Source organism: Streptomyces sp. NPDC042102 (assembly GCF_055582305.1).
In genome coordinates, this window is sequence record NZ_JBVJDL010000004.1 from 260,379 (window position 1) to 278,118 (window position 17,740).

General features: G+C 73.9%; 15 protein-coding genes. 10 read left to right on the forward strand and 5 right to left on the reverse strand.

Going from position 1 to position 17,740, the window contains the following annotated elements:
• Positions 1-16 precede the first annotated feature (16 nt).
• The 3 genes from ACZ6KO_RS19320 to pgm all read right to left on the reverse strand — a co-directional run bounded on the left by ACZ6KO_RS19320 (position 17) and on the right by pgm (position 4,457).
• On the reverse strand, positions 17-1,024 hold the full coding sequence (locus ACZ6KO_RS19320; RefSeq protein ID WP_469305194.1) for a DUF8017 domain-containing protein: 1,008 nt from the start codon (positions 1,022-1,024) through the stop codon (positions 17-19).
• A 51-nt stretch (positions 1,025-1,075) separates the two neighbouring features.
• On the reverse strand, positions 1,076-2,734 hold the full coding sequence (locus tag ACZ6KO_RS19325) for an outer membrane protein assembly factor BamB family protein (protein WP_469305195.1): 1,659 nt from the start codon (positions 2,732-2,734) through the stop codon (positions 1,076-1,078).
• An 82-nt stretch (positions 2,735-2,816) separates the two neighbouring features.
• Entirely contained in the window at positions 2,817-4,457 is a 1,641-nt protein-coding gene (pgm, locus tag ACZ6KO_RS19330) for a phosphoglucomutase (alpha-D-glucose-1,6-bisphosphate-dependent) (RefSeq protein WP_469305196.1), read from the reverse strand.
• A 311-nt stretch (positions 4,458-4,768) separates the two neighbouring features.
• Here pgm and ACZ6KO_RS19335 point away from each other — a divergent pair, with 311 nt between their 5' ends.
• Positions 4,769-6,076: a serine hydrolase domain-containing protein gene (locus ACZ6KO_RS19335; RefSeq protein ID WP_469305197.1), complete on the forward strand. Its 1,308-nt coding sequence runs from the start codon at positions 4,769-4,771 to the stop codon at positions 6,074-6,076.
• A 101-nt stretch (positions 6,077-6,177) separates the two neighbouring features.
• On the opposite strand, the gene ACZ6KO_RS19340 is transcribed toward ACZ6KO_RS19335, so the two are convergent.
• Both ACZ6KO_RS19340 and ACZ6KO_RS19345 read right to left on the reverse strand, forming a co-directional pair.
• Positions 6,178-7,431: an MFS transporter gene (locus tag ACZ6KO_RS19340; protein WP_469305198.1), complete on the reverse strand. Its 1,254-nt coding sequence runs from the start codon at positions 7,429-7,431 to the stop codon at positions 6,178-6,180.
• Between the two features lie 115 nt (positions 7,432-7,546).
• Complete coding sequence (locus ACZ6KO_RS19345; RefSeq protein WP_469305199.1) at positions 7,547-8,044, reverse strand: hypothetical protein; 498 nt, start codon at positions 8,042-8,044, stop codon at positions 7,547-7,549.
• A 125-nt stretch (positions 8,045-8,169) separates the two neighbouring features.
• On the opposite strand from ACZ6KO_RS19345, the gene ACZ6KO_RS19350 reads away from it, so the two are divergent.
• From ACZ6KO_RS19350 to ACZ6KO_RS19390, 9 genes are all read left to right on the forward strand, one after another.
• Positions 8,170-9,426: a serine/threonine-protein kinase gene (locus ACZ6KO_RS19350; RefSeq protein ID WP_469305200.1), complete on the forward strand. Its 1,257-nt coding sequence runs from the start codon at positions 8,170-8,172 to the stop codon at positions 9,424-9,426.
• Between the two features lie 110 nt (positions 9,427-9,536).
• Positions 9,537-9,773 carry a chaplin gene (locus ACZ6KO_RS19355; protein WP_469305201.1) on the forward strand — a complete coding sequence of 79 codons (237 nt, stop codon included), beginning with the start codon at positions 9,537-9,539 and terminating at the stop codon, positions 9,771-9,773.
• Between the two features lie 200 nt (positions 9,774-9,973).
• Entirely contained in the window at positions 9,974-10,573 is a 600-nt protein-coding gene (locus tag ACZ6KO_RS19360) for an acyltransferase (protein WP_469305202.1), read from the forward strand.
• A 453-nt stretch (positions 10,574-11,026) separates the two neighbouring features.
• The gene (locus ACZ6KO_RS19365) at positions 11,027-12,172 is read left to right on the forward strand and encodes a hypothetical protein (protein ID WP_469305203.1); all 1,146 of its coding nucleotides are present in this window, start codon (positions 11,027-11,029) and stop codon (positions 12,170-12,172) included.
• On the forward strand, positions 12,169-12,972 hold the full coding sequence (locus tag ACZ6KO_RS19370; RefSeq protein ID WP_469305204.1) for a WecB/TagA/CpsF family glycosyltransferase: 804 nt from the start codon (positions 12,169-12,171) through the stop codon (positions 12,970-12,972). Before ACZ6KO_RS19365 ends, ACZ6KO_RS19370 begins: the two co-directional genes overlap by 4 nt.
• Positions 12,972-14,228 (forward strand): nucleotide sugar dehydrogenase, encoded by a 1,257-nt coding sequence (locus tag ACZ6KO_RS19375; RefSeq protein ID WP_469305205.1) that lies wholly within the window; start codon positions 12,972-12,974, stop codon positions 14,226-14,228. Before ACZ6KO_RS19370 ends, ACZ6KO_RS19375 begins: the two co-directional genes overlap by 1 nt.
• 4 nt (positions 14,229-14,232) lie before the next feature.
• Positions 14,233-15,342: a non-hydrolyzing UDP-N-acetylglucosamine 2-epimerase gene (wecB, locus tag ACZ6KO_RS19380; RefSeq protein ID WP_469305206.1), complete on the forward strand. Its 1,110-nt coding sequence runs from the start codon at positions 14,233-14,235 to the stop codon at positions 15,340-15,342.
• A 28-nt stretch (positions 15,343-15,370) separates the two neighbouring features.
• Entirely contained in the window at positions 15,371-16,237 is an 867-nt protein-coding gene (locus tag ACZ6KO_RS19385) for a YveK family protein (protein ID WP_469305207.1), read from the forward strand.
• Positions 16,209-17,738, forward strand: coding sequence for an oligosaccharide flippase family protein (locus ACZ6KO_RS19390; protein WP_469305208.1), 1,530 nt, complete (start codon positions 16,209-16,211; stop codon positions 17,736-17,738). Before ACZ6KO_RS19385 ends, ACZ6KO_RS19390 begins: the two co-directional genes overlap by 29 nt.
• Positions 17,739-17,740 lie beyond the last annotated feature (2 nt).

Genomic DNA, 17,740 nt, shown 5'->3' on the forward strand with positions numbered 1-17,740 from the left:
CGGCGTGCGCCCCCGCCTACGGGGGCGGTGATGTGGGGGCGGGGTCGCCCGCGATGCGGACCGTGCTCATGATCCGCATCATGAGCTCGTCGCTGACGGCGCCGGGCACACCCGTCCTGCCGTGGAAGTCCCAGGCGACGAACTCGCCCTTGGAGTTCCGGAAGCCGAAGGCGATCGACCGGCCCTCCCCGTCGCACTTGGTGATGGTCCTGGCGCCCTCGGAACGCGCCGTGACGTAGCTGCCCTTGATGCCGGACCTGGTGGTGTACCGCTTCGGCTTGTCCCACTTGACGGCGCTCTTGTCCGGCTGGGTGTACGCGCCGTAGACCCAGGCCGTCGCGGTCTTCTGCGCGACCTCGTCGGTGTCCTCGGCGCCCTCGGCCCCCTTGGTGCCGGTGGCGGCGAGCCGGACGTCCTCGATCCTGCCGTCGCCGTTCGCGTCGGCGCTGCACCACTTGGACTTGAACAAAGCGGGCGCCGTGTGCCCGATGACCGGCTTGTCCGGATCCGCGTGGTCGGCGTAACCGCTGAACACGTCGGGCGAGAGGACCTCCCAGTCGGCGGGGACGTCGAACGCCGTCCCGTACTTGGGGTTGACCACGACCTTCCAGCCCGCGATCGTCGGCTTCACCTCGCCCGGGGAGACGGGGCCGGTGGGCGGCGGGCCCGCCTCGGGCGTGCCGTCGTCGTCCCGGAGGACGACGACCCCGGTGACCGCGGCGGCGACGAGCACGGCGGTCGCCACGCACACCACCAGCACGGTGGTCCGCCGCCGCGCCCCGGACCGCGGGGGCCCGGGCGGCGGCGGGAGCGGGGCGGACGACGGGGGCAGCAACTGCGGCGGTCCCGGTGACGGCGGGTACGGCGACGGACCCGGTGGCTGGTAGGGGCCCGGCTGTCCGTACGGGGCGGCCTGCTGCCCGTACGGCTGCGTCCCCTGCCCGTAGTCCGGCTGCCGGTACGGGTTCTGACTCCCGTTCCGCCCGTCCTGCCCGCCCCCGGGCGGCTGCTGTCCTGGCCACATGACGACCAACGATAGAAGGGCCCCGGCCCGCCCGCCACGGCCCCCGCCCGGCTACCGGCCGAAGGACAGGATCGCGTGGTCCACCATGGTGGGCTCCGGGCTGCGCACCGTGCCTTTGAGCAGGAAGAGCCGGCCTCCGGACCAGGCCAGGCGCACGCTGTGGGAGAAGAAGACGGACTGGGCGCCCCGGGCCATGGCGGGGCTGCGCAGGATCACCTCGGGGGTGCCCCCGGTGGGCGGGAGCGTGGCGATCGCGCCCGGTTCCCCTGCGCCCGCCTCGACGTAGAGCAGCAGCGCGCCGTTCTCGATGGCCAGCGGCCACATGGTGCGGCCCTTGGGGGCGGCCGCGTGCCATTTCTCCTGGCCGGTGTTCAGGTCGACCGCGACGACCTCGTCGACCTCGTCGATGCCGAGGTGCTTGCCGGGCTTGCCCCCGGCGATGTAGAGCGTGTCGGCGTCGGCCACGGCGGCGTCGCAGGCCTGCAGACCGGTGAGGCCGTTGCCCCACCCGTTGCACCGGCCGTTGACAGCGAACTTCATGTCGGTCTGCGAACGGATCGTGCCGTCGGCGTGGAACACGGTGATGTTCCAGGCCTTCTGGCCGGAGTGGTAGCCGGCGACGACCAGCGGGTCCAGGGAGAGGATCCGGCCGAGGCTCCAGCCCGTGGGGTACTGGTAGCCCCACTTGGGCTGCCCGGTCGCCGGGTCGACCTCCTGGATCATGACCTGGCTGTCGGCCGTGGTACCGCCGGGGGCGAAGCAGTTGAGGACGCCGATCAGCCTGGCTCCGCCGCCGAAGGCCCCCGGGCTGCAGTTCCCCGTCTTCGACGTGCCGAAGAGCTTGCGGCCGTCGGTGACCGAGAAGCCGCTCATGACGGCCGACCGGGCGACCGCGACGGTGTCCCCCGAGATCGCCATCGCGTACTCCAGGCCGAAGTCGGCGGAGTTCTCCTGCGGCACCTCCACCTTCCAGCCCGCCGTGCCGGTGGTGAGGTCGATCTGCTGGAGGTGCGTGCAGCGCGACGTCGGGGTGTCGCCCGTGCGTACGCCGACGACGAGCTTCCCGCTCGCCGCCGGGCCCTGCGGGACCCCGCACAGCGGGGTCTCCAGCGAGACCTTCCACTTCTCCTGACCGTCGCTCACCCCGTGGCCGACGATCTCCTTGTACATGGCCCTGACCACGACCTCGCCCACCCGCCACGGGCCGTACTGCGGCGCCCCCAAGCGGGTGAGCTCGGTCCGGTTGTCGCTCAGCCAGACCCGGGCCTCGCCCGGCTTGATCCCGGCGTTGGGGTCGTAGACGTGCGGCGGGCCGCCCGGGCCCTTGCCGTCGCCCTGGTCGACGGCGGCCGTCCCGGAGGGCGCGGGCGCCGCGTCCGCGGACGGGGCGTCACCGCGGTCGACGGCCACGACGTACACGCCCCCGGCGGCGACCAGCAGGGCCGCGACCACCGCCGCGACCAGTGCGGCGGCCCGGCGCCGCGACCGCGGAGCGCGCACCGCCGCCGGGGTGAGGGGCGGCAGCGGCGGCCCGAACTGCTGCGGCTGCCCCGGCCTGCCGTAACCGGCGGGCAGCGGCGGCGCGTACGGGCCGGGGGACGCCGCCTCGCCCGGTGGACCGGCCGGGTGCCCGGCCGGTCCACCGGGCGCCCGCCCGTCCTGTCCCCGCTCGCCGGGGCCCGTCACCTCACCGAAGTCGCCACCGCTCATGGATCAAGTGTGTCCCGCGCGGCCACCGGTCCGGAACACTTTTCCGGCCGGGCGCCCGGCCGCGGGACGATCCGGTGCGCGGTCAGCCCGCCAGGGCCCGTGAGACCACCGACGTGGCCTCCTCCTGGACGCGGGCCAGGTGGTCGGGGCCGAGGAAGGACTCGGCGTAGATCTTGTAGACGTCCTCGGTGCCCGACGGACGCGCGGCGAACCAGGCGTGCTCGGTGGTCACCTTGATGCCGCCGAACGCCGCCCCGTTGCCGGGGGCGTGGGTCACGACGTCGGTCACGGCCTCCCCCGCCAGGGTGTCGGCGCTGACCTGGTCGGGCGACAGCCGGCCCAGCACCGCCTTCTCCTCCCGGGTCGCCGGGGCGTCGATGCGGGCGTACGCCGGTTCCCCGAACCGTGCGGTGAGGCCGGCGTACTGCTCGCTGGGGCTCTGGCCGGTGACGGCCAGCATCTCCGAGGCCAGCAGGGCGAGGATGATGCCGTCCTTGTCCGTGGTCCACACCGAGCCGTCGCGGCGCAGGAACGAGGCGCCGGCCGACTCCTCGCCGCCGAACCCGAGGCTGCCGTCGGAGAGGCCGTCCACGAACCACTTGAAGCCGACGGGCACCTCCACCAGGTCACGGCCGAGGTCCGCGGCCACCTTGTCGATCATCGAGGAGGACACCAGCGTCTTGCCGATGCCGGCCCCCGCCGCCCACTGCTCGCGGTGCCGGAAGAGGTAGGCGATGGCGGCGGCGAGGTAGTGGTTGGGGTTCATCAGCCCGCCGTCCGGGGTGACGATGCCGTGCCGGTCGGCGTCCGCGTCGTTGCCGGTGGCGATCTGGAACCGGTCGCGGGTCTCGATCAGCGAGGCCATCGCGTAGGGGGAGGAGCAGTCCATCCGGATCTTGCCGTCCCAGTCCAGCGTCATGAAGCGCCAGGTGGGATCGGTGGACGGGTTGACCACGGTGAGGTCGAGGCGGTGCTCCTCGGCGATGCGGCTCCAGTAGGCGACGGAGGCGCCGCCCAGCGGATCGGCCCCGATGCGGACGCCCGCGGCCCGGACGGCGTCGAGGTCGAGCACGGAGGGCAGGTCGCGCACGTACGCGCCGAGGAAGTCGTGACGGCCGGTGCCCGGCGCCGCCAGCGCCCGGGTCAGCGGCAGCCGCCGTACGTCCTTGAGCCCGCCCGTGATGATCTCGTTGGCGCGGTCCTGGATCCAGTTGGTGGCCTCGGAGCCGGCCGGGCCGCCGTGGGGCGGGTTGTACTTGAATCCGCCGTCCGCGGGCGGGTTGTGGGACGGGGTGACGACCACTCCGTCGGCCAGGCCGGTGCTGCGGCCGCGGTTGTGGGTGAGGATCGCGTGCGAGACGGCGGGCGTGGGCGTGTAGCCGTCGGCGCTGTCGATGAGGACGGTCACGTCGTTGGCGGCGAACACCTCCAGGGCGCTCACCCGGGCGGGTTCGGACAGCGCGTGGGTGTCCGCCCCGAGGAAGAGCGGCCCGTCGATGCCCTGCCGCTCCCGGTACTCGCAGATCGCCTGGCTCGTCGCGGTGATGTGGTCCTCGTTGAAGGCCGTGGCGAGGGAGGACCCGCGGTGGCCGGAGGTTCCGAAGGCGACCCGCTGGGCCGGGTCCGCGGGGTCGGGGTGCAAGGCGTAGTAGGCCGTCACGAGACGGGCCACGTCGACCAGGTCTTCCGGCTGTGCCTGGCGCCCTGCGCGCTCGTTCGGCATCCGTCGGCTCCTTCTTTCTGCTGCGGGGGATCCAAGGGGGATCACTGCGTGGCTGGGTCCATGGTGACCCGCGTGCCGCGTTCCGCCCAGTCGGCACCCTGCCGGGCCCCGGAGCGGTGCGGTGAACCGGAACACGATACTCCGGTGGGCCGCGTGGATCGGAGGTGCCGTCAGGCAACCGATCCGGGGCGGCGGCACTCCTGTTCGGTGGGGCCCGGTCCTCGCGACGCGTCGTGAACCGGGTCGCCCGGGTGGGCCGTTTCCTCCACTGCGGCCCTCCGCCCCACCGATCGAGCAAGAGGAGCACACACGTGTCCCGTTCCCCGCGCCGCCTCCTGGCCGTGAGCGCCACCGTGGTCGCCACGCTGCTGGGCGGTTTCGTCCAGGCCTCCAGCGCCTCCGCGGACCCCGTCTCCCCCGACGCCGCCGCGGCCGCCGCGCGGGCGGCCGCCAGGGCCGCCTTCGAGGCCAACTTCGAGTCCGCCTCGAAGGTGCGGCCGCCCTCCCCCGATCTGGAGGGCGTGGACGCCGCGTTGAAGGCCGCCATGGCCAACGGCGCGCCGGGCGCGATGGCCCGCTTCTCCGGGCCCGAGGGCGTGCGGACGCGGACCGCGGGCGTCCGGGACCGGGTGTCGGGTGCGCCGATGGACACCGCGGCGCGGTTCCGGATCGGCAGCGTGAGCAAGACCTTCTCCAGCGTGGTGCTGCTCCAGCTGGTGGACGAGCGCAAGCTGGAGCTCGACGCGCCGGTGAACCGGTACCTGCCGGGGCTGCTGCCCGACGACCGGATCACGGTGCGTCACCTGCTGACCCACCGCAGCGGACTGGCCGACTACACGGACGGGATGTTCGCGCAGACGGTGCCCGGTTTCGAGGCCGTGCGCAACCGGGTGTTCAGCTACCAGGAGCTGCTGAACCTCTCCCTGGCCTTGCCCCGCACCACCGAGCCCGGCGCGGCGTACAAGTACTCGAACGCCAACTTCGTGGTGGTCGGCATGCTGATAGAGAAGGCGACCGGCCAGTCCGTCGGCACGGAGTACGAGCGCCGCATCTTCAAGCCGCTGCGCCTGCGCAACACCTCGTACGTGCACCCCGACACCCGGATCGAGGGGCAGCACGTCCGCGGCTACCTGCACCCCGACGAGGCCGGCCTGCCGCTGGTCGACTCGACGGAGCAGACCGTCTCCTGGGCGCAGGCGGCCGGGGCCGTGATCTCCACCACGGAGGACCTGAACACCTTCACGACCGCCCTGATGCGCGGCCGGCTGCTCTCGCCGAAGATGCTGGACGCCATGACCACCGTCACCCCGACGGACGCGGCCAACACCCGGTTCTACGGCCTCGGCCTGCGCCGTTACGACCTGTCCTGCGGCGCCCAGGTGTACGGGCACACCGGCACGGTGCAGGGCTTCTACACGTACGCCTTCTCGACCCGCGACGGGCGGCGCTCGCTCTCCGCGATGGCGAACACCTCCAACCGCGGCGCGGCCAACACGGCGCTCGGCGGGACCCTCGAGGCCGCCTTCTGCGGGAAGAAGCCGGCGGTCGCCGGGTCGCCGGCCGAGCGCGGGTTCGCGCCGGTCGCCCCGGCGGAGGCGGACCTGGCCGAGCGGCGCTGAGCCGCGGCGCCCGCCCCGCCGTTCCCCGCCCTCGCGGCCGGGGGCGGCGGGGCCCGGCCCTCCCCCGCGCGTCACGTCCCCGCCCGTCCCTCCCCCGCGTGTCACTCCCCGCGGCGGGCGGTGCCCGGGCCGACCGGGCGGAGCAGCAGGTACGCCGTCGCGGCCGCCGCGAGTGCCGCCATGCAGGCGATGAACACCAGCCCCGCGTCCTCCAGCCCCAGCGGTCCCGACAGCAGGCCCACCCCGATCACGGGCACCGAGATCCCCGCGTACCCCGCCACGAACAGCGCCGAGATCACGGCCGCCCGGTGCCGCTCCGGCGCCGCCCGCGCCACCGCCGCCAGGGCGCCCCGGAACGCCAGCCCCTGCCCCGCGCCGGCCACGAGCGCGCTGAGCACCACCAGGGCCAGCACCTCGGTGACCAGCCCGCCGGCCAGCAGGGCCAGTCCCGCGATCAGGACCAGGCAGCCCAGTACCAGGGACCGCGCGACCCCGAGCCGGCCCACCACGAGCTGCCCGGCCAGCGACGCGAAGAACGCCAGCGAGGCGACGAGCCCGATCAGCGCCCGGTCGCGCACGTGCAGCGACTCGGTCAGGAACGCCGGCCCCACCGAGGTGAACACGCCCAGCAGGGCGAAGCCCACGAAGGCGGCGGTGGCGGCCGGCAGGAACACCGGCCGCACCTCGGCGGGCAGGGCCGGCCGGCGGGGCCGTACCGTCCGGCCGGGCCGCCCGGCCACCGTCTCCGGCAGGGCCCGCAGGACGCCGGCCGACACCGCCAGCAGGGCGAGGTGCACGGCGAACGGCAGGATCAGGGGCAGGCCGTCCGCGCTCGCGTACCGCGCGAGCAGGCCCGCCAGCAGCGGCCCGCAGCCCAGCCCGCCCATGTTCGCCGCGGTCGCCACGAAGGTGGCCCGGTCCCGGCCGCCGGGCGGGGCCAGTTCGAGCACGTACGCGGTGGCGGCGCCCGTGAACAGGCCGGCCGAGAACCCGGACAGCAGCCGCCCCGCGTACAGCAGCGGCAGCCCCCCGACGCTCCCGACGCTCGGGGCGCACAGGAAGCACACCGCGCTCGCCGCGCCGAGGGCGAGGCCCCACGCGAGGACCGGGCGGCGGCCGAGGACGTCCGAGGCGTCGCCGGCCAGCAGCAGCACCGCGATCACCCCGAAGGCGTACACGGCGTACACCACGGTCACGATCAGTTCGGAGAAGCCGAGCTCCTCCTGGTAGAGCCCGTACAGCGGGGTGGGCAGGGTGGTGCCCGCCATGCACACCGCGAACACGGCGCCGGCGAGCAGGCAGTACCGCATCCCGTGCCGGCCCGGCTCCGTCGCCCGCTCCACGTCCGTGCCCATGACCACGACGCTATCGGCGCCGCGCCGAGCCGAGCCCGCCGCCGCGCGGGTCCGACCGGGTCGCCCCGCCGCCCGGCGGCGGGGCGGCCGGGCGGCCCGGCGACGGGCAGGGGCGTCAGCGGCCCTGGAGGTGGGGGCGGCCGCCGAGCGGGCCGGGCAGCACGCCGGACTTGACGGCGGCCAGGATCGCGTCGGCCTGGGCCCGGGTGAGCTTGCCGTCCTCGACGGCCCGGTCGAGGCGCTCGGTCATCCGCTTCTGCAGCTCGGCCGCGTCCGGTCGCTCGCCCGCGGGTCCTGACCTGCGGTCGGGGGCGCCCTTGCCGTCGGCGGCGTCCTTGCGGTGCTTCTCCGCCTGCGCGGCCCGGAACTTCTCCAGGGAGCCGGTCACCTTCTCCACCGGCACGCCGAGGTCCTTGGCGAGGGCCTCGGCCAGTTCCTTCTGCCGCTCCTGCCGCTGCTCGGCGCCCTTCCCCGCGTGCTGCCGGGCCGGGACCTCGGGACCGTCGGCGAAGGCCACGGCGGGGAAGGCCAGGGCGATACCGGCCAGGGCCGCTCCGGCGGCGATTCCTGCGCGTTTGCGGACGTTGTTCATGGGTGCCCTTCCGATGCTCACGAGTGGCGGGATGCCAGCGTGCGGGCCGAACCTGTGCGTGAGCTGGGTGATGGATGAGAAGTTCCTGAAACGGCCGGGCGGATTCCCGGTCGCGGGGCGCAGGTCCCGCGCCTTAGCATCTCCGGATGCCCAAGATCACGACCATCAGGACGCTCACCCCGCAGGCCGGCCGGATCGACACCGCCGCCCTGCGGACGTACGACGCCGACCGGCTGGCCCGGTGCGCCGCCGACCGCGGGCAGCCGTGGTGGCGGCGGACGGCGTGCGTGGACGCGCTGGCCGGGCGGGTGCCGCCGGGGCGGATCGGGAGCCTGCTCGCGTGCGTCCGCGACACCGGTGACGTGGCGGAGGTCCGCCGGGCCCTGCTGGGCCTGCTCGCGGACCGGGAGGAACTGCTGCCCTGGCTGCGGCACGAGGACCGGCGGCACGACGGCGCGTACGGCATGGCGGAGGCCGTCCTGCGGGCCCGCGGGGCCCTCGGCGACCTCACGGCGGCGGGCGGGCTGGCCACGGTCGCCTTCAGCCCCTGGCCGCACCGGCGTACGGCCGGCGAGGCCGGGCTGGACGCGCTGGTGGACCGGCACGGGACGGCGGCGGTCCGGGCCGCGCTCGACGGGGACCGGCCCGAGGACCGGGCCTGCGTCGTACGCCTGCGGTGGCGCGCGGACGAGGACGTCACGGACGCGCTCGCCGACCCCGACCCGCGGGTCGCCCATCTCGCGCAGTCGCTGACGGCCGACCCGGCCGCCCTGCGCGGCTACCTGGACCGGGCGCCGACGGCCGACGCGAAGCTGTGGGCGGCGTACGCGCTCCACGGCCTGACCGGCGACACGGCGGCGGTCCGCGCGGTGTACGAGGCCCTCGGGCGCCCCCGGGTCGAGGTCGAGGGGCTGGACGAGGAGGTGCGCCGGGCGATCGTGCACGCGTACGGGCCGGGGTGCGAGACGGGCAGCGATCCGCGCTGGCGGATCGAGGCCCTGTGCACCCGGCCGCCGGACCCGCTCGACGGGGACGGGCAGCTGCGCCGGGCCGTGGCCGCGCTGGCGGCGGCGGGGCTCTCCCCCGGACCCCCGGTGTCCTGCGGCGACCACCACCAGCAGGGTGACGGCACGTACCACGTGATCGCGTACCGCGACCCGGACGGTGCCGGTGACGGTGGCGGTGAACGCGGCGGCCCGGCAACGGTGTTCATCAGCACGCTCGGCCCGTTCGCCGGCGATCACGCGGACGCGCCCGCCGCCCGCGCGGCGCTCGAGGCGGCGGGCCTGCGCTGGATCGACGCGGCGGCCGGCTCGGTACGGGTCACGGGGCTCGGGGTCTACCACTTCGGGGCGCGCACTCCGCTGGACGTCCACACACTGTTGTTCTACTGGCAGGACTGAACGGGCGGGCGGCGGCTGGGACCGCGCCCACGGGTGGAGCAATCGGCCTGCGGGAGACCGTGTTTGCGGTGGGATGGGCAGCGCACACCCTCATTCGACGGGAGATCCACATGAAGATCCGCACCCTTGCCGCGGCCGCTTGCCTCGTGGTCGGCGCGATGATGGGCGGAGCAGGCGCCGCCGTGGCGGACAGCGAGGCCCACGGCATCGCGGCCGGTTCGCCGGGCATCCTCTCCGGCAACCTGATCCAGGTTCCGATCCACATCCCGATCAACGTCTGCGGCAACAGCATCAACATCATCGGAGCGCTGAACCCGGCGGGCGGCAACCTCTGCATCAACGACTGACCCACGGGTGACCTTCGGTCCCGTCCCCTGCCGGGGGCGGGACCGAGCGCTGTCCCCGCGCCCCCGGGCCCCCGGGCCCCCACCACGGTCCGGCCCCTCAAGTCGGCTGCGTGAACAGTCGGTTGATCTCCGGGGCGGGCGGGCTCCCGGCGGCATATGCTCCGTGCGTCACACGCCGCGCGAGCGTTAAGGGGACCGCCGTGAGTGTCCGCATCCAGCCCTCCTCCCAGGTCGACGAAACGGCCGAACTCGGGGACGGGACCACGATCTGGGATCTGGCGCAGATACGCGAGGAGGCGCGGCTCGGCCGCGGCTGCATCGTGGGGCGCGGGGCCTACGTGGGCCCCGGCGTACGGATCGGGGACCACGTCAAACTCCAGAACTACGCGCTGGTGTACGAGCCCGCCGAGCTCGGCGACGGGGTGTTCATCGGCCCCGCCGCGGTGCTCACCAACGACTTCTACCCGCGGGCCGTCGACCCCGACGGCCGGATCAAGCGCGGTGACGACTGGGAGGCCGCCGGGGTCGTGGTGGCCGAAGGGGCCTCGCTGGGCGCCCGGTCGGTGTGCGTGGCCGGCGTACGGGTGGGCCGCTGGGCACTGGTCGCGGCCGGCGCCGTGGTGTCCCGGGACGTACCGGACTTCGCGCTGGTGGCGGGGGTGCCGGCGCGCCGGATCGGCTGGGTGGGGCGGGCCGGGGTCCGCCTGGTGGAACGGGCCGGCGAGCCGGGCGTGTGGGAGTGCCCGAGCACCGGAACGCTGCACGAGGAGACGGACGGAACGCTCGTCGAGCGCACCTGACGGAACGTCGGCAATTTGAGTCACCGGCATTTCCTCAAAACCGCAATCAACGAACATCCTTGGGCATACCTTGTCCCTGTACACGGGATCTGAGCAGCCAACAGGCTTTGTTCAGTGGGGGGTTGTACAACGACGAGGGCATCGCGGACCAGGTGACGGACGGCGCGCAGTCGCGCCCGCCGGCACCGTCGTCCGCGTGTGCTCCTGCTCCGGGGCATCGCTGGGGGGATCCAGTCGGCGGCCCCGGACGGTTCGTGCCATCGGGGGAATCACACCGCCGGCACGTGCGCCGTCATGCGCAGTCCCCTGCCCCGGAACGACGACCGCCAGGTCTGTCCGAGGAGCGATAGAGGGGGTAGGTGTGCGGGAGCCGTACAGCTCTGACATGCGCGCTGCGCACAGCACAGGGGAAGCCGGGGTGGGGACCCGGTGACCGCCGCACGATTAGAAGCATTGGCCCACGAGGACCCGTCGCTGCACGCGCTCGCCGAGCGGCTGCTCGCGCTCGCCGAGGCGGGGCTGCCGGGCATGTACCTGCCGGGCGCGGACACCTTCGTGTTCACCCGGGCGGGGACCGTCACCTCGGACGGCACCCGTCGCGTGGAACGGCGCGGGATCAGCACCCGGTACGCCGCCATCACCGCGCTGGGGGCGCGGTTCCTGCCCGAGGACCGGCAGCGCCCGCTGTTCGGCGGGCACAGCGCCGAGGAGTTCACGGCACTGCTGGTGGAGCGGCTGCCCGCGGTGACCAACCTCGGTGACGCGGCGCTCATCACCTGGGCGGCCGCCGAGACCGGCCACCCCAAGCTGGTGGACGCCCTCGCGCGGGTGGCCGCGCTGGACGTGCCCGGCCGGCCGCAGTACACGGTCGAGGCGGCCTGGGTGCTCTCCGCGCTCGCCGCCGCCCGCGGCGCGGTGGACGTGGAGGACCGCCTGGCGGCCGCCCGCGACCGCCTGCTGGCGGCCCGCGTGGCCGACAGCCCGCTGTTCCCGCACGCCACGGGCCCGGGGCTGGTCCCCGGGTACCGCTCCCACGTGGCCTGCTTCGCCGACCAGACGTATCCGCTCCAGGCCCTGGCCCGGCTGCACGCGAGCGGCCCGGACCCGCTGGCCCTGGCGGCCGCCGACGACTGCGCCGCCCGGATCTGCGACCTCCAGGGGGACGGCGGCCAGTGGTGGTGGCACTACGACGCCCGCACGGGCGGCGTGGTGGAGGGCTATCCCGTCTACAGCGTGCACCAGCACGCCATGGCCCCGACCGCCCTCTTCGACCTGGCCGAGGCCGGCGGCACCGACTTCGGCCCCGCGATCCGCCGGGGGCTGCGCTGGATGACGGAGGTGCCCGAGATCAGCGGGCCCGACGGCACCCCGCGCGAGTCGGTGATCCGCGAGGACTACGGCGTCACCTGGCGCAAGGTCTACCGCGGCGACCCCGTCAAGGCCGTCCGGGCCGCCCGCGGGATCACCACCAAGGTGGCCCCGCACGCCCGGCTGGCCCCGCTCGACCGGCTCTTCCGCCCCCTGTCGGTGGACCGCGAGTGCAGGCCGTACGAGTTCGGCTGGATGCTGCACGCCTGGCTCGGGGAGGTGCGCGGATGACCGCACTCCCCTCCCGCCGGCACCTGTTCGGGGTCGCGCTCGACGCGCTGACCATGGACGAGACCGTCGAGCGCTGCCTGGAGGCGGTCCGGCGCGGGAACCGGATCGAGATCGGCATGGTCAACGCCGCCAAGCTGGTCAACATGCGGCGCGACCCGGGTCTGGCCACGGCCGTGGCCGGCTGCGACCTCGTGCTGGCCGACGGCCAGGCCGTGGTGTGGGCCGGCCGTGTCCTGGGCGTCCGGCTGCCCGAACGGGTCGCGGGGATCGACCTGTTCATGCGGCTGCTGGCCGCCGCCGAGACCGCGGGCGTCTCCGTCTACCTGCTCGGCGCGCGGCAGGACGTACTGGACCTGATGCTCGGGCGGATCGCCGAGCGGTTCCCGGCGCTGCGCGTGGCCGGCAGCCGCAACGGCTACTTCGACGACTCCGAGCAGGGGGAGATCGCCGACGCGGTCGCCGCGAGCGGCGCCCAGCTGCTCTTCCTGGGCATGACCTCGCCCAAGAAGGAGATCTTCACCGCCGGTTACGGCGCGCGCACCGGCGCCCACGTGGTGCACGGCGTCGGCGGCTCCTTCGACATCCTGGCCGGCATCACCAAGCGGGCTCCGCTGGCCTGGCAGCGCCTGGGCCTCGAATGGTTCTACCGCGCCCTGCAGGAACCCCGCCGGCTCGGCAAGCGCTATCTCACCACCAACACCGCCTTCCTCCTCATGACGGTCCGGGAGCTGCTCCGCCGCGCCGCGTCGGCCACCCCGCCCTCCACACCGTCTGCCGGTTCCGCGAACAGGAGTCACTGATGCGCGTCGTCGTCGTGGGACAGGGATACGTAGGCCTTCCGCTGGCCATCAGGGCCGCCGAGGTCGGACATCAGGTGGTCGGGTACGACGTGGACGGACGGCGGGTCAAGAGCCTGGCCGCCGGCGAGTCGTACGTGGAGGACGTCTCCTCCGAGCGGCTGGTGCGGGCGCTGGAGCGCGGCACCTACCAGCCCAGTGAACTCGCCCGGGACTGCGGCGGGTTCGACGTGGCGGTCGTCACGGTGCCGACCCCGTTGCAGGACGGCGCCCCCGACCTGCGCTACATCGAGGAGTCGGCGCACACGCTGGCCCGCTTCCTGCGGCCGGGCGCGACCGTCGTCCTGGAGTCCACCACCTATCCGGGCACCACCGAGGAGCTGTTCGGCCCGATCCTGGAGGACGGCTCGGGCCTGACCGCCGGTGCCGACTTCCACCTCGGGTACAGCCCCGAACGCATCGACCCGGGCAACACCGTCTGGGGCTTCCAGCAGACGCCCAAGGTCGTCTCCGGCGTGGACGCGGCCTCGCTCAAGGCCGTGGAGTCCTTCTACGCGGACCTCGTCGACAGGACGGTGCCGGTGCGCTCGCCCAAGGAGGCGGAGCTCGCGAAGCTGCTGGAGAACACCTTCCGGCACGTCAACATCGCCCTGGTCAACGAGATCGCCATGTTCGCCCGCCACCTCGACATCGACGTCTGGCAGGCCATCGAGGCGGCCTCCAGCAAGCCCTTCGGCTTCATGAAGTTCACGCCGGGGCCCGGGGTCGGCGGCCACTGCCTGCCCATCGACCCCTCGTACCTCAACTGGCGGGTGCAGCGGGAGCTCGGGCAGAACTTCCGCTTCGTCGAACTCGCCAACGACATCAACAACCACATGCCCGAGTACGTCACGCGCCGCGTCATCGACGCGCTCAACGCCAGACGCCGCTCGGTCAACGGCTCCAAGGTCCTGCTGCTGGGGCTCGCGTACAAGAAGAACACCGGTGACGCCCGGGAGTCGCCGGCGGTGCGCGTCGCCCAGCTGCTGCTCGACATGGGGGCCAAGGTGCGCGCGGCCGACCCCCACGTGGTGGAGGGGATCAAGGTCGACGCCCGGCTCGTGCGGGTGGAGCCGACCCGCAGGGAACTGGCCGCCGCGGACGTGGTGGTCCTGCTCACCGACCACGACTCCTTCGACTACGCGATGATCACCGAGCACGCCTCCTTCGTCCTCGACTGCCGCAACCGGGTCTCCGGACCGGCCGTGGAGGTGCTCTGAGGGCATGCCCAGGATCATCTGCGTGGCCGGAGCACGGCCCAACTACATGAAGATCAAACCGGTGATGGACGCACTGGAGCGGCACGGCGCCGAGGTGGTCCTCGTCCACACCGGGCAGCACTACGACGAGTCCATGAACGACGTCTTCTTCCGCGACCTCGGCATCCGGCCTCCCGACCGGTACCTCGGCGCCGGGTCCGGCAGCCACGCCCAGCAGACGGGCCGGGTGATGGCGGCGTTCGAGCCGCTGGTCGACGAACTGGCCCCGGACGCGGTCGTGGTGGTCGGCGACATCAACTCCACGCTGGCCTGCGCCCTGGTCACCGCGAAGGCCGGCCCGCTGCTGGCCCACGTGGAGGCGGGCCTGCGCAGCCGGGACTGGAGCATGCCGGAGGAGGTCAACCGGGTCGCCACCGACCGGGTCAGCGACTACCTGCTGGCCCCCTCGCCCGACGCCGCCGCGAACCTGCGGTCGGAGGGGTACCGGGAGGACCAGATCCACGTGGTCGGCAACGTCATGATCGACACGCTGCTGGCCAACCTGGAGCGGGCCAGGGCCTCGGACGTCCTGAACCGCTACGGCCTCGCCCGGCACGGGTACGGCCTGGTCACGCTGCACCGGCCGGCCAACGTGGACGACCCCGGGGCGCTGCGCGGCCTGCTGAAGGCGCTGGGCGAGATCGCGGAGCGCTGCCCGCTGCTGCTGCCCGTGCACCCGCGGGCGGCCGAGCGGCTGGCCGGGATCGGCGTACCCGCCGGCATCCGGGTGGTGCCGGCCGCCGGGTACCTCGATTTCATCGCCTTGCAGGACGCCGCCCGGGTGGTGCTCACCGACTCGGGGGGCGTCCAGGAGGAGACCACCGCCCTGGGCGTGCCCTGCGTGACGCTGCGGGAGAACACCGAGCGGCCCATCACCGTCGAGGAGGGCACCAACGTCCTGGCGGGCACCGACCCGGAGCGCATCACGGCGACGGTGCACCGGGTGCTCGACGACCCTCCGGCGCCCCGCTGCCCACCGCTGTGGGACGGCCGGGCGAGCGAGCGCGTCGCCCGGGTCCTGCTCGACGGCGGGAGCGCGCGGACCCGGCCCAGACCGACCGCCCTCCTGCCGTAGCGACCGTTGTGACAAGAAGGGGAAGACCATGGACCTCGCCGAGATCTGGCGAGTCATGCGCAGACGCTGGTACGTCCTGCTGCCGGGACTGCTGATCACCGCGGCGCTCGTCGTCGGCGTCCACCTGGTGGTGCCGGTGACGTACCGGTCGCAGAGCACCGTGACCCTGCTCAACTCGCAGAAGGCCACGGTGGCCTACGACGGCAACCCCTTCCTGAGCACCCAGGCCTCGCTGACCGGCATGGCCGACGGGCTCGCCCGCAACCTCAATTCCGATGCCGCGCTGGCCGACCTCAGGAAGCTGGGCGTCACCGGAACCCCCGAGGCGAAGATCGCCGACAACGCCCTGGGGCCGTTCATCTGGCTCACCGTCACCGGGAACGACCCGGCGGCCGTCCTGGAGTCGGACAGGAAGCTCACCGCCTACGCCGAGAAGCGGCTGACCGAGTTCCAGGCGGAACAGAAGGTCGCCCCGGACGCCATGATCCGCATGGCGACGTTCGTGCCGCCGCAGGAGGCGGTGGCCGAGACCAAGACCAGGCTGCAGTACCTCGTCATGGCCGGGGTACTGGGCCTGGTGCTCAGCCTGGTCGCCTCCTTCTACGTGGAGGCGCGCACCCGGTCGCGGGGGACCCGGCGGGGGCCCGGGCCTGAGACCGCCCGGGGCACCGAGGAGGAGACCACCGCCCCCGCCACCGCCACCGCCCCCACGACCGCGGAACCGGTCGTCGAGCGGACCCTCGCCATCCGGCGGCCCAGCTGGTCGCGGTCCGCCGGGGACGAGCCGGCCGGCGCGGGGTCCGGGACCCCCGGGTCCGACACCGACGCGGCGTCCACCGCCGAGCCGCACGACGAGGAGTCCGTCCATGGACACCGCCCGCGCTCCGGACAGTGACACCGGCGGGCGGGGCGGCACCTCCGCTCCCGCCCCGCCCGCGCTCCCCGCTGCCGACTCCCTGGGCCGGAAGGTCCGTTCGGCGGCCCGCTGGAGCCTGATCAACACCGTCGTCCTGCGCCTGGGCAACTTCGCGACCGGCATCGTGCTGGCCCGCTTCGCCCTGGGCCCCGCGGAATGGGGCGTGTACGGCGTCGCCCAGACGGTCCTGCTGGTCCTGCTGTCCGCGAACGAGCTGGGCGTGAGCCTGGCCATCGTGCGCTGGGAGGGGGACCCGCGGCGGTTCGCGCCGACCGTACTGACCCTCAGCACCCTCTCCAGCTGCCTGCTGTACGTGGCGCTGTTCGCCTCGGCACCGGCGGTGGCGGGCCTGCTCGGCTCGCCGGAGGCCGCCGGGGTCCTGCGGGTGATGTGCCTGTGCGTGGTGATCGGCGGGGTGGCGGCGGTGCCCGGCCAGTTCCTCACCCGTGAGTTCGCCCAGGGCAAGCGGATGGTCATCGACGGACTCAACTTCGTGACCAGTACCTCGGTCACCCTGCTGCTGGCCTTCGACGGCTGGGGCGCCATGAGCTTCGCCTGGGGAGCCGTGGTGGGCAACACCGTGACGCTGATCGGCTGCTGCCTGGCCGCACCGGGCACCCTGAAGTACGGCTGGGACCCCGGGCAGGCCCGGGAGCTGTTGAGGTTCGGACTTCCGCTGGCGGGGGCGAGCCTGCTCGCCCTCGCGGTGGCCAACGTCAACACCATGGTCGTGGGCGCGACGCTGGGCAGTGTGGCCCTGGGCTTCTACGTGCTCGCCTTCAACGTCTCCGGCTGGCCCGTGCGGATCATCTCCGAGGCCGCCCGCCGGGTCTCCTTCGCCGGCTTCTCCCGCCTCGCCGAGTCTCCACAGGCGCTCGCCCGGGGCTTCAGCCGCGCCCTGGGCGTGGTGATCACCGCCACCGTCCCGCTGTGCGTGCTGCTGGGCGGCCTCGCGGAACCGGCCATCCGGACGATCTACGGAAGCCAGTGGACCCCCGCCGCCGCGGCCCTGCCCTGGCTGATGGCCCTCGGCCTGATCCGCATCGCCTGCGAACTCGCCTACGACTGCATGGTCGCGACCGGACAGCGCCGGCTGCTCCTGCTGATCCAGGGGCTGTGGCTGGTGGCCCTGGTCCCGGCGCTGTTCCTCGCCGCCCGCCTGAACGGCATCGTCGGCGTCTCGCAGGCCCAGGTACTGGTCGCCGGCGGCCTCGTCGTACCGGTCTTCCTGTACGCCCTCGGCCGGGCCGGCATCGGTATCGGCTCCGTCGCCCGGGCCTGCGCGTGGCCCTTCCTCGGCGGGGCCGTGATGGCCGTGACCATCCTGGGCCTGGAGAGCTGGTTCGGCGACGGCCGGCTCGCGCTCCTGGCCATCGCCGCGATCGCCCTGGCCGGCTACACGGTGTGCGTCCTGCCCAGCCGCGCCTTCCTGCGCGGCACCGCCGCACCGGTCCGGCCCGCCCCGAAGGACCTGAGGTGAAC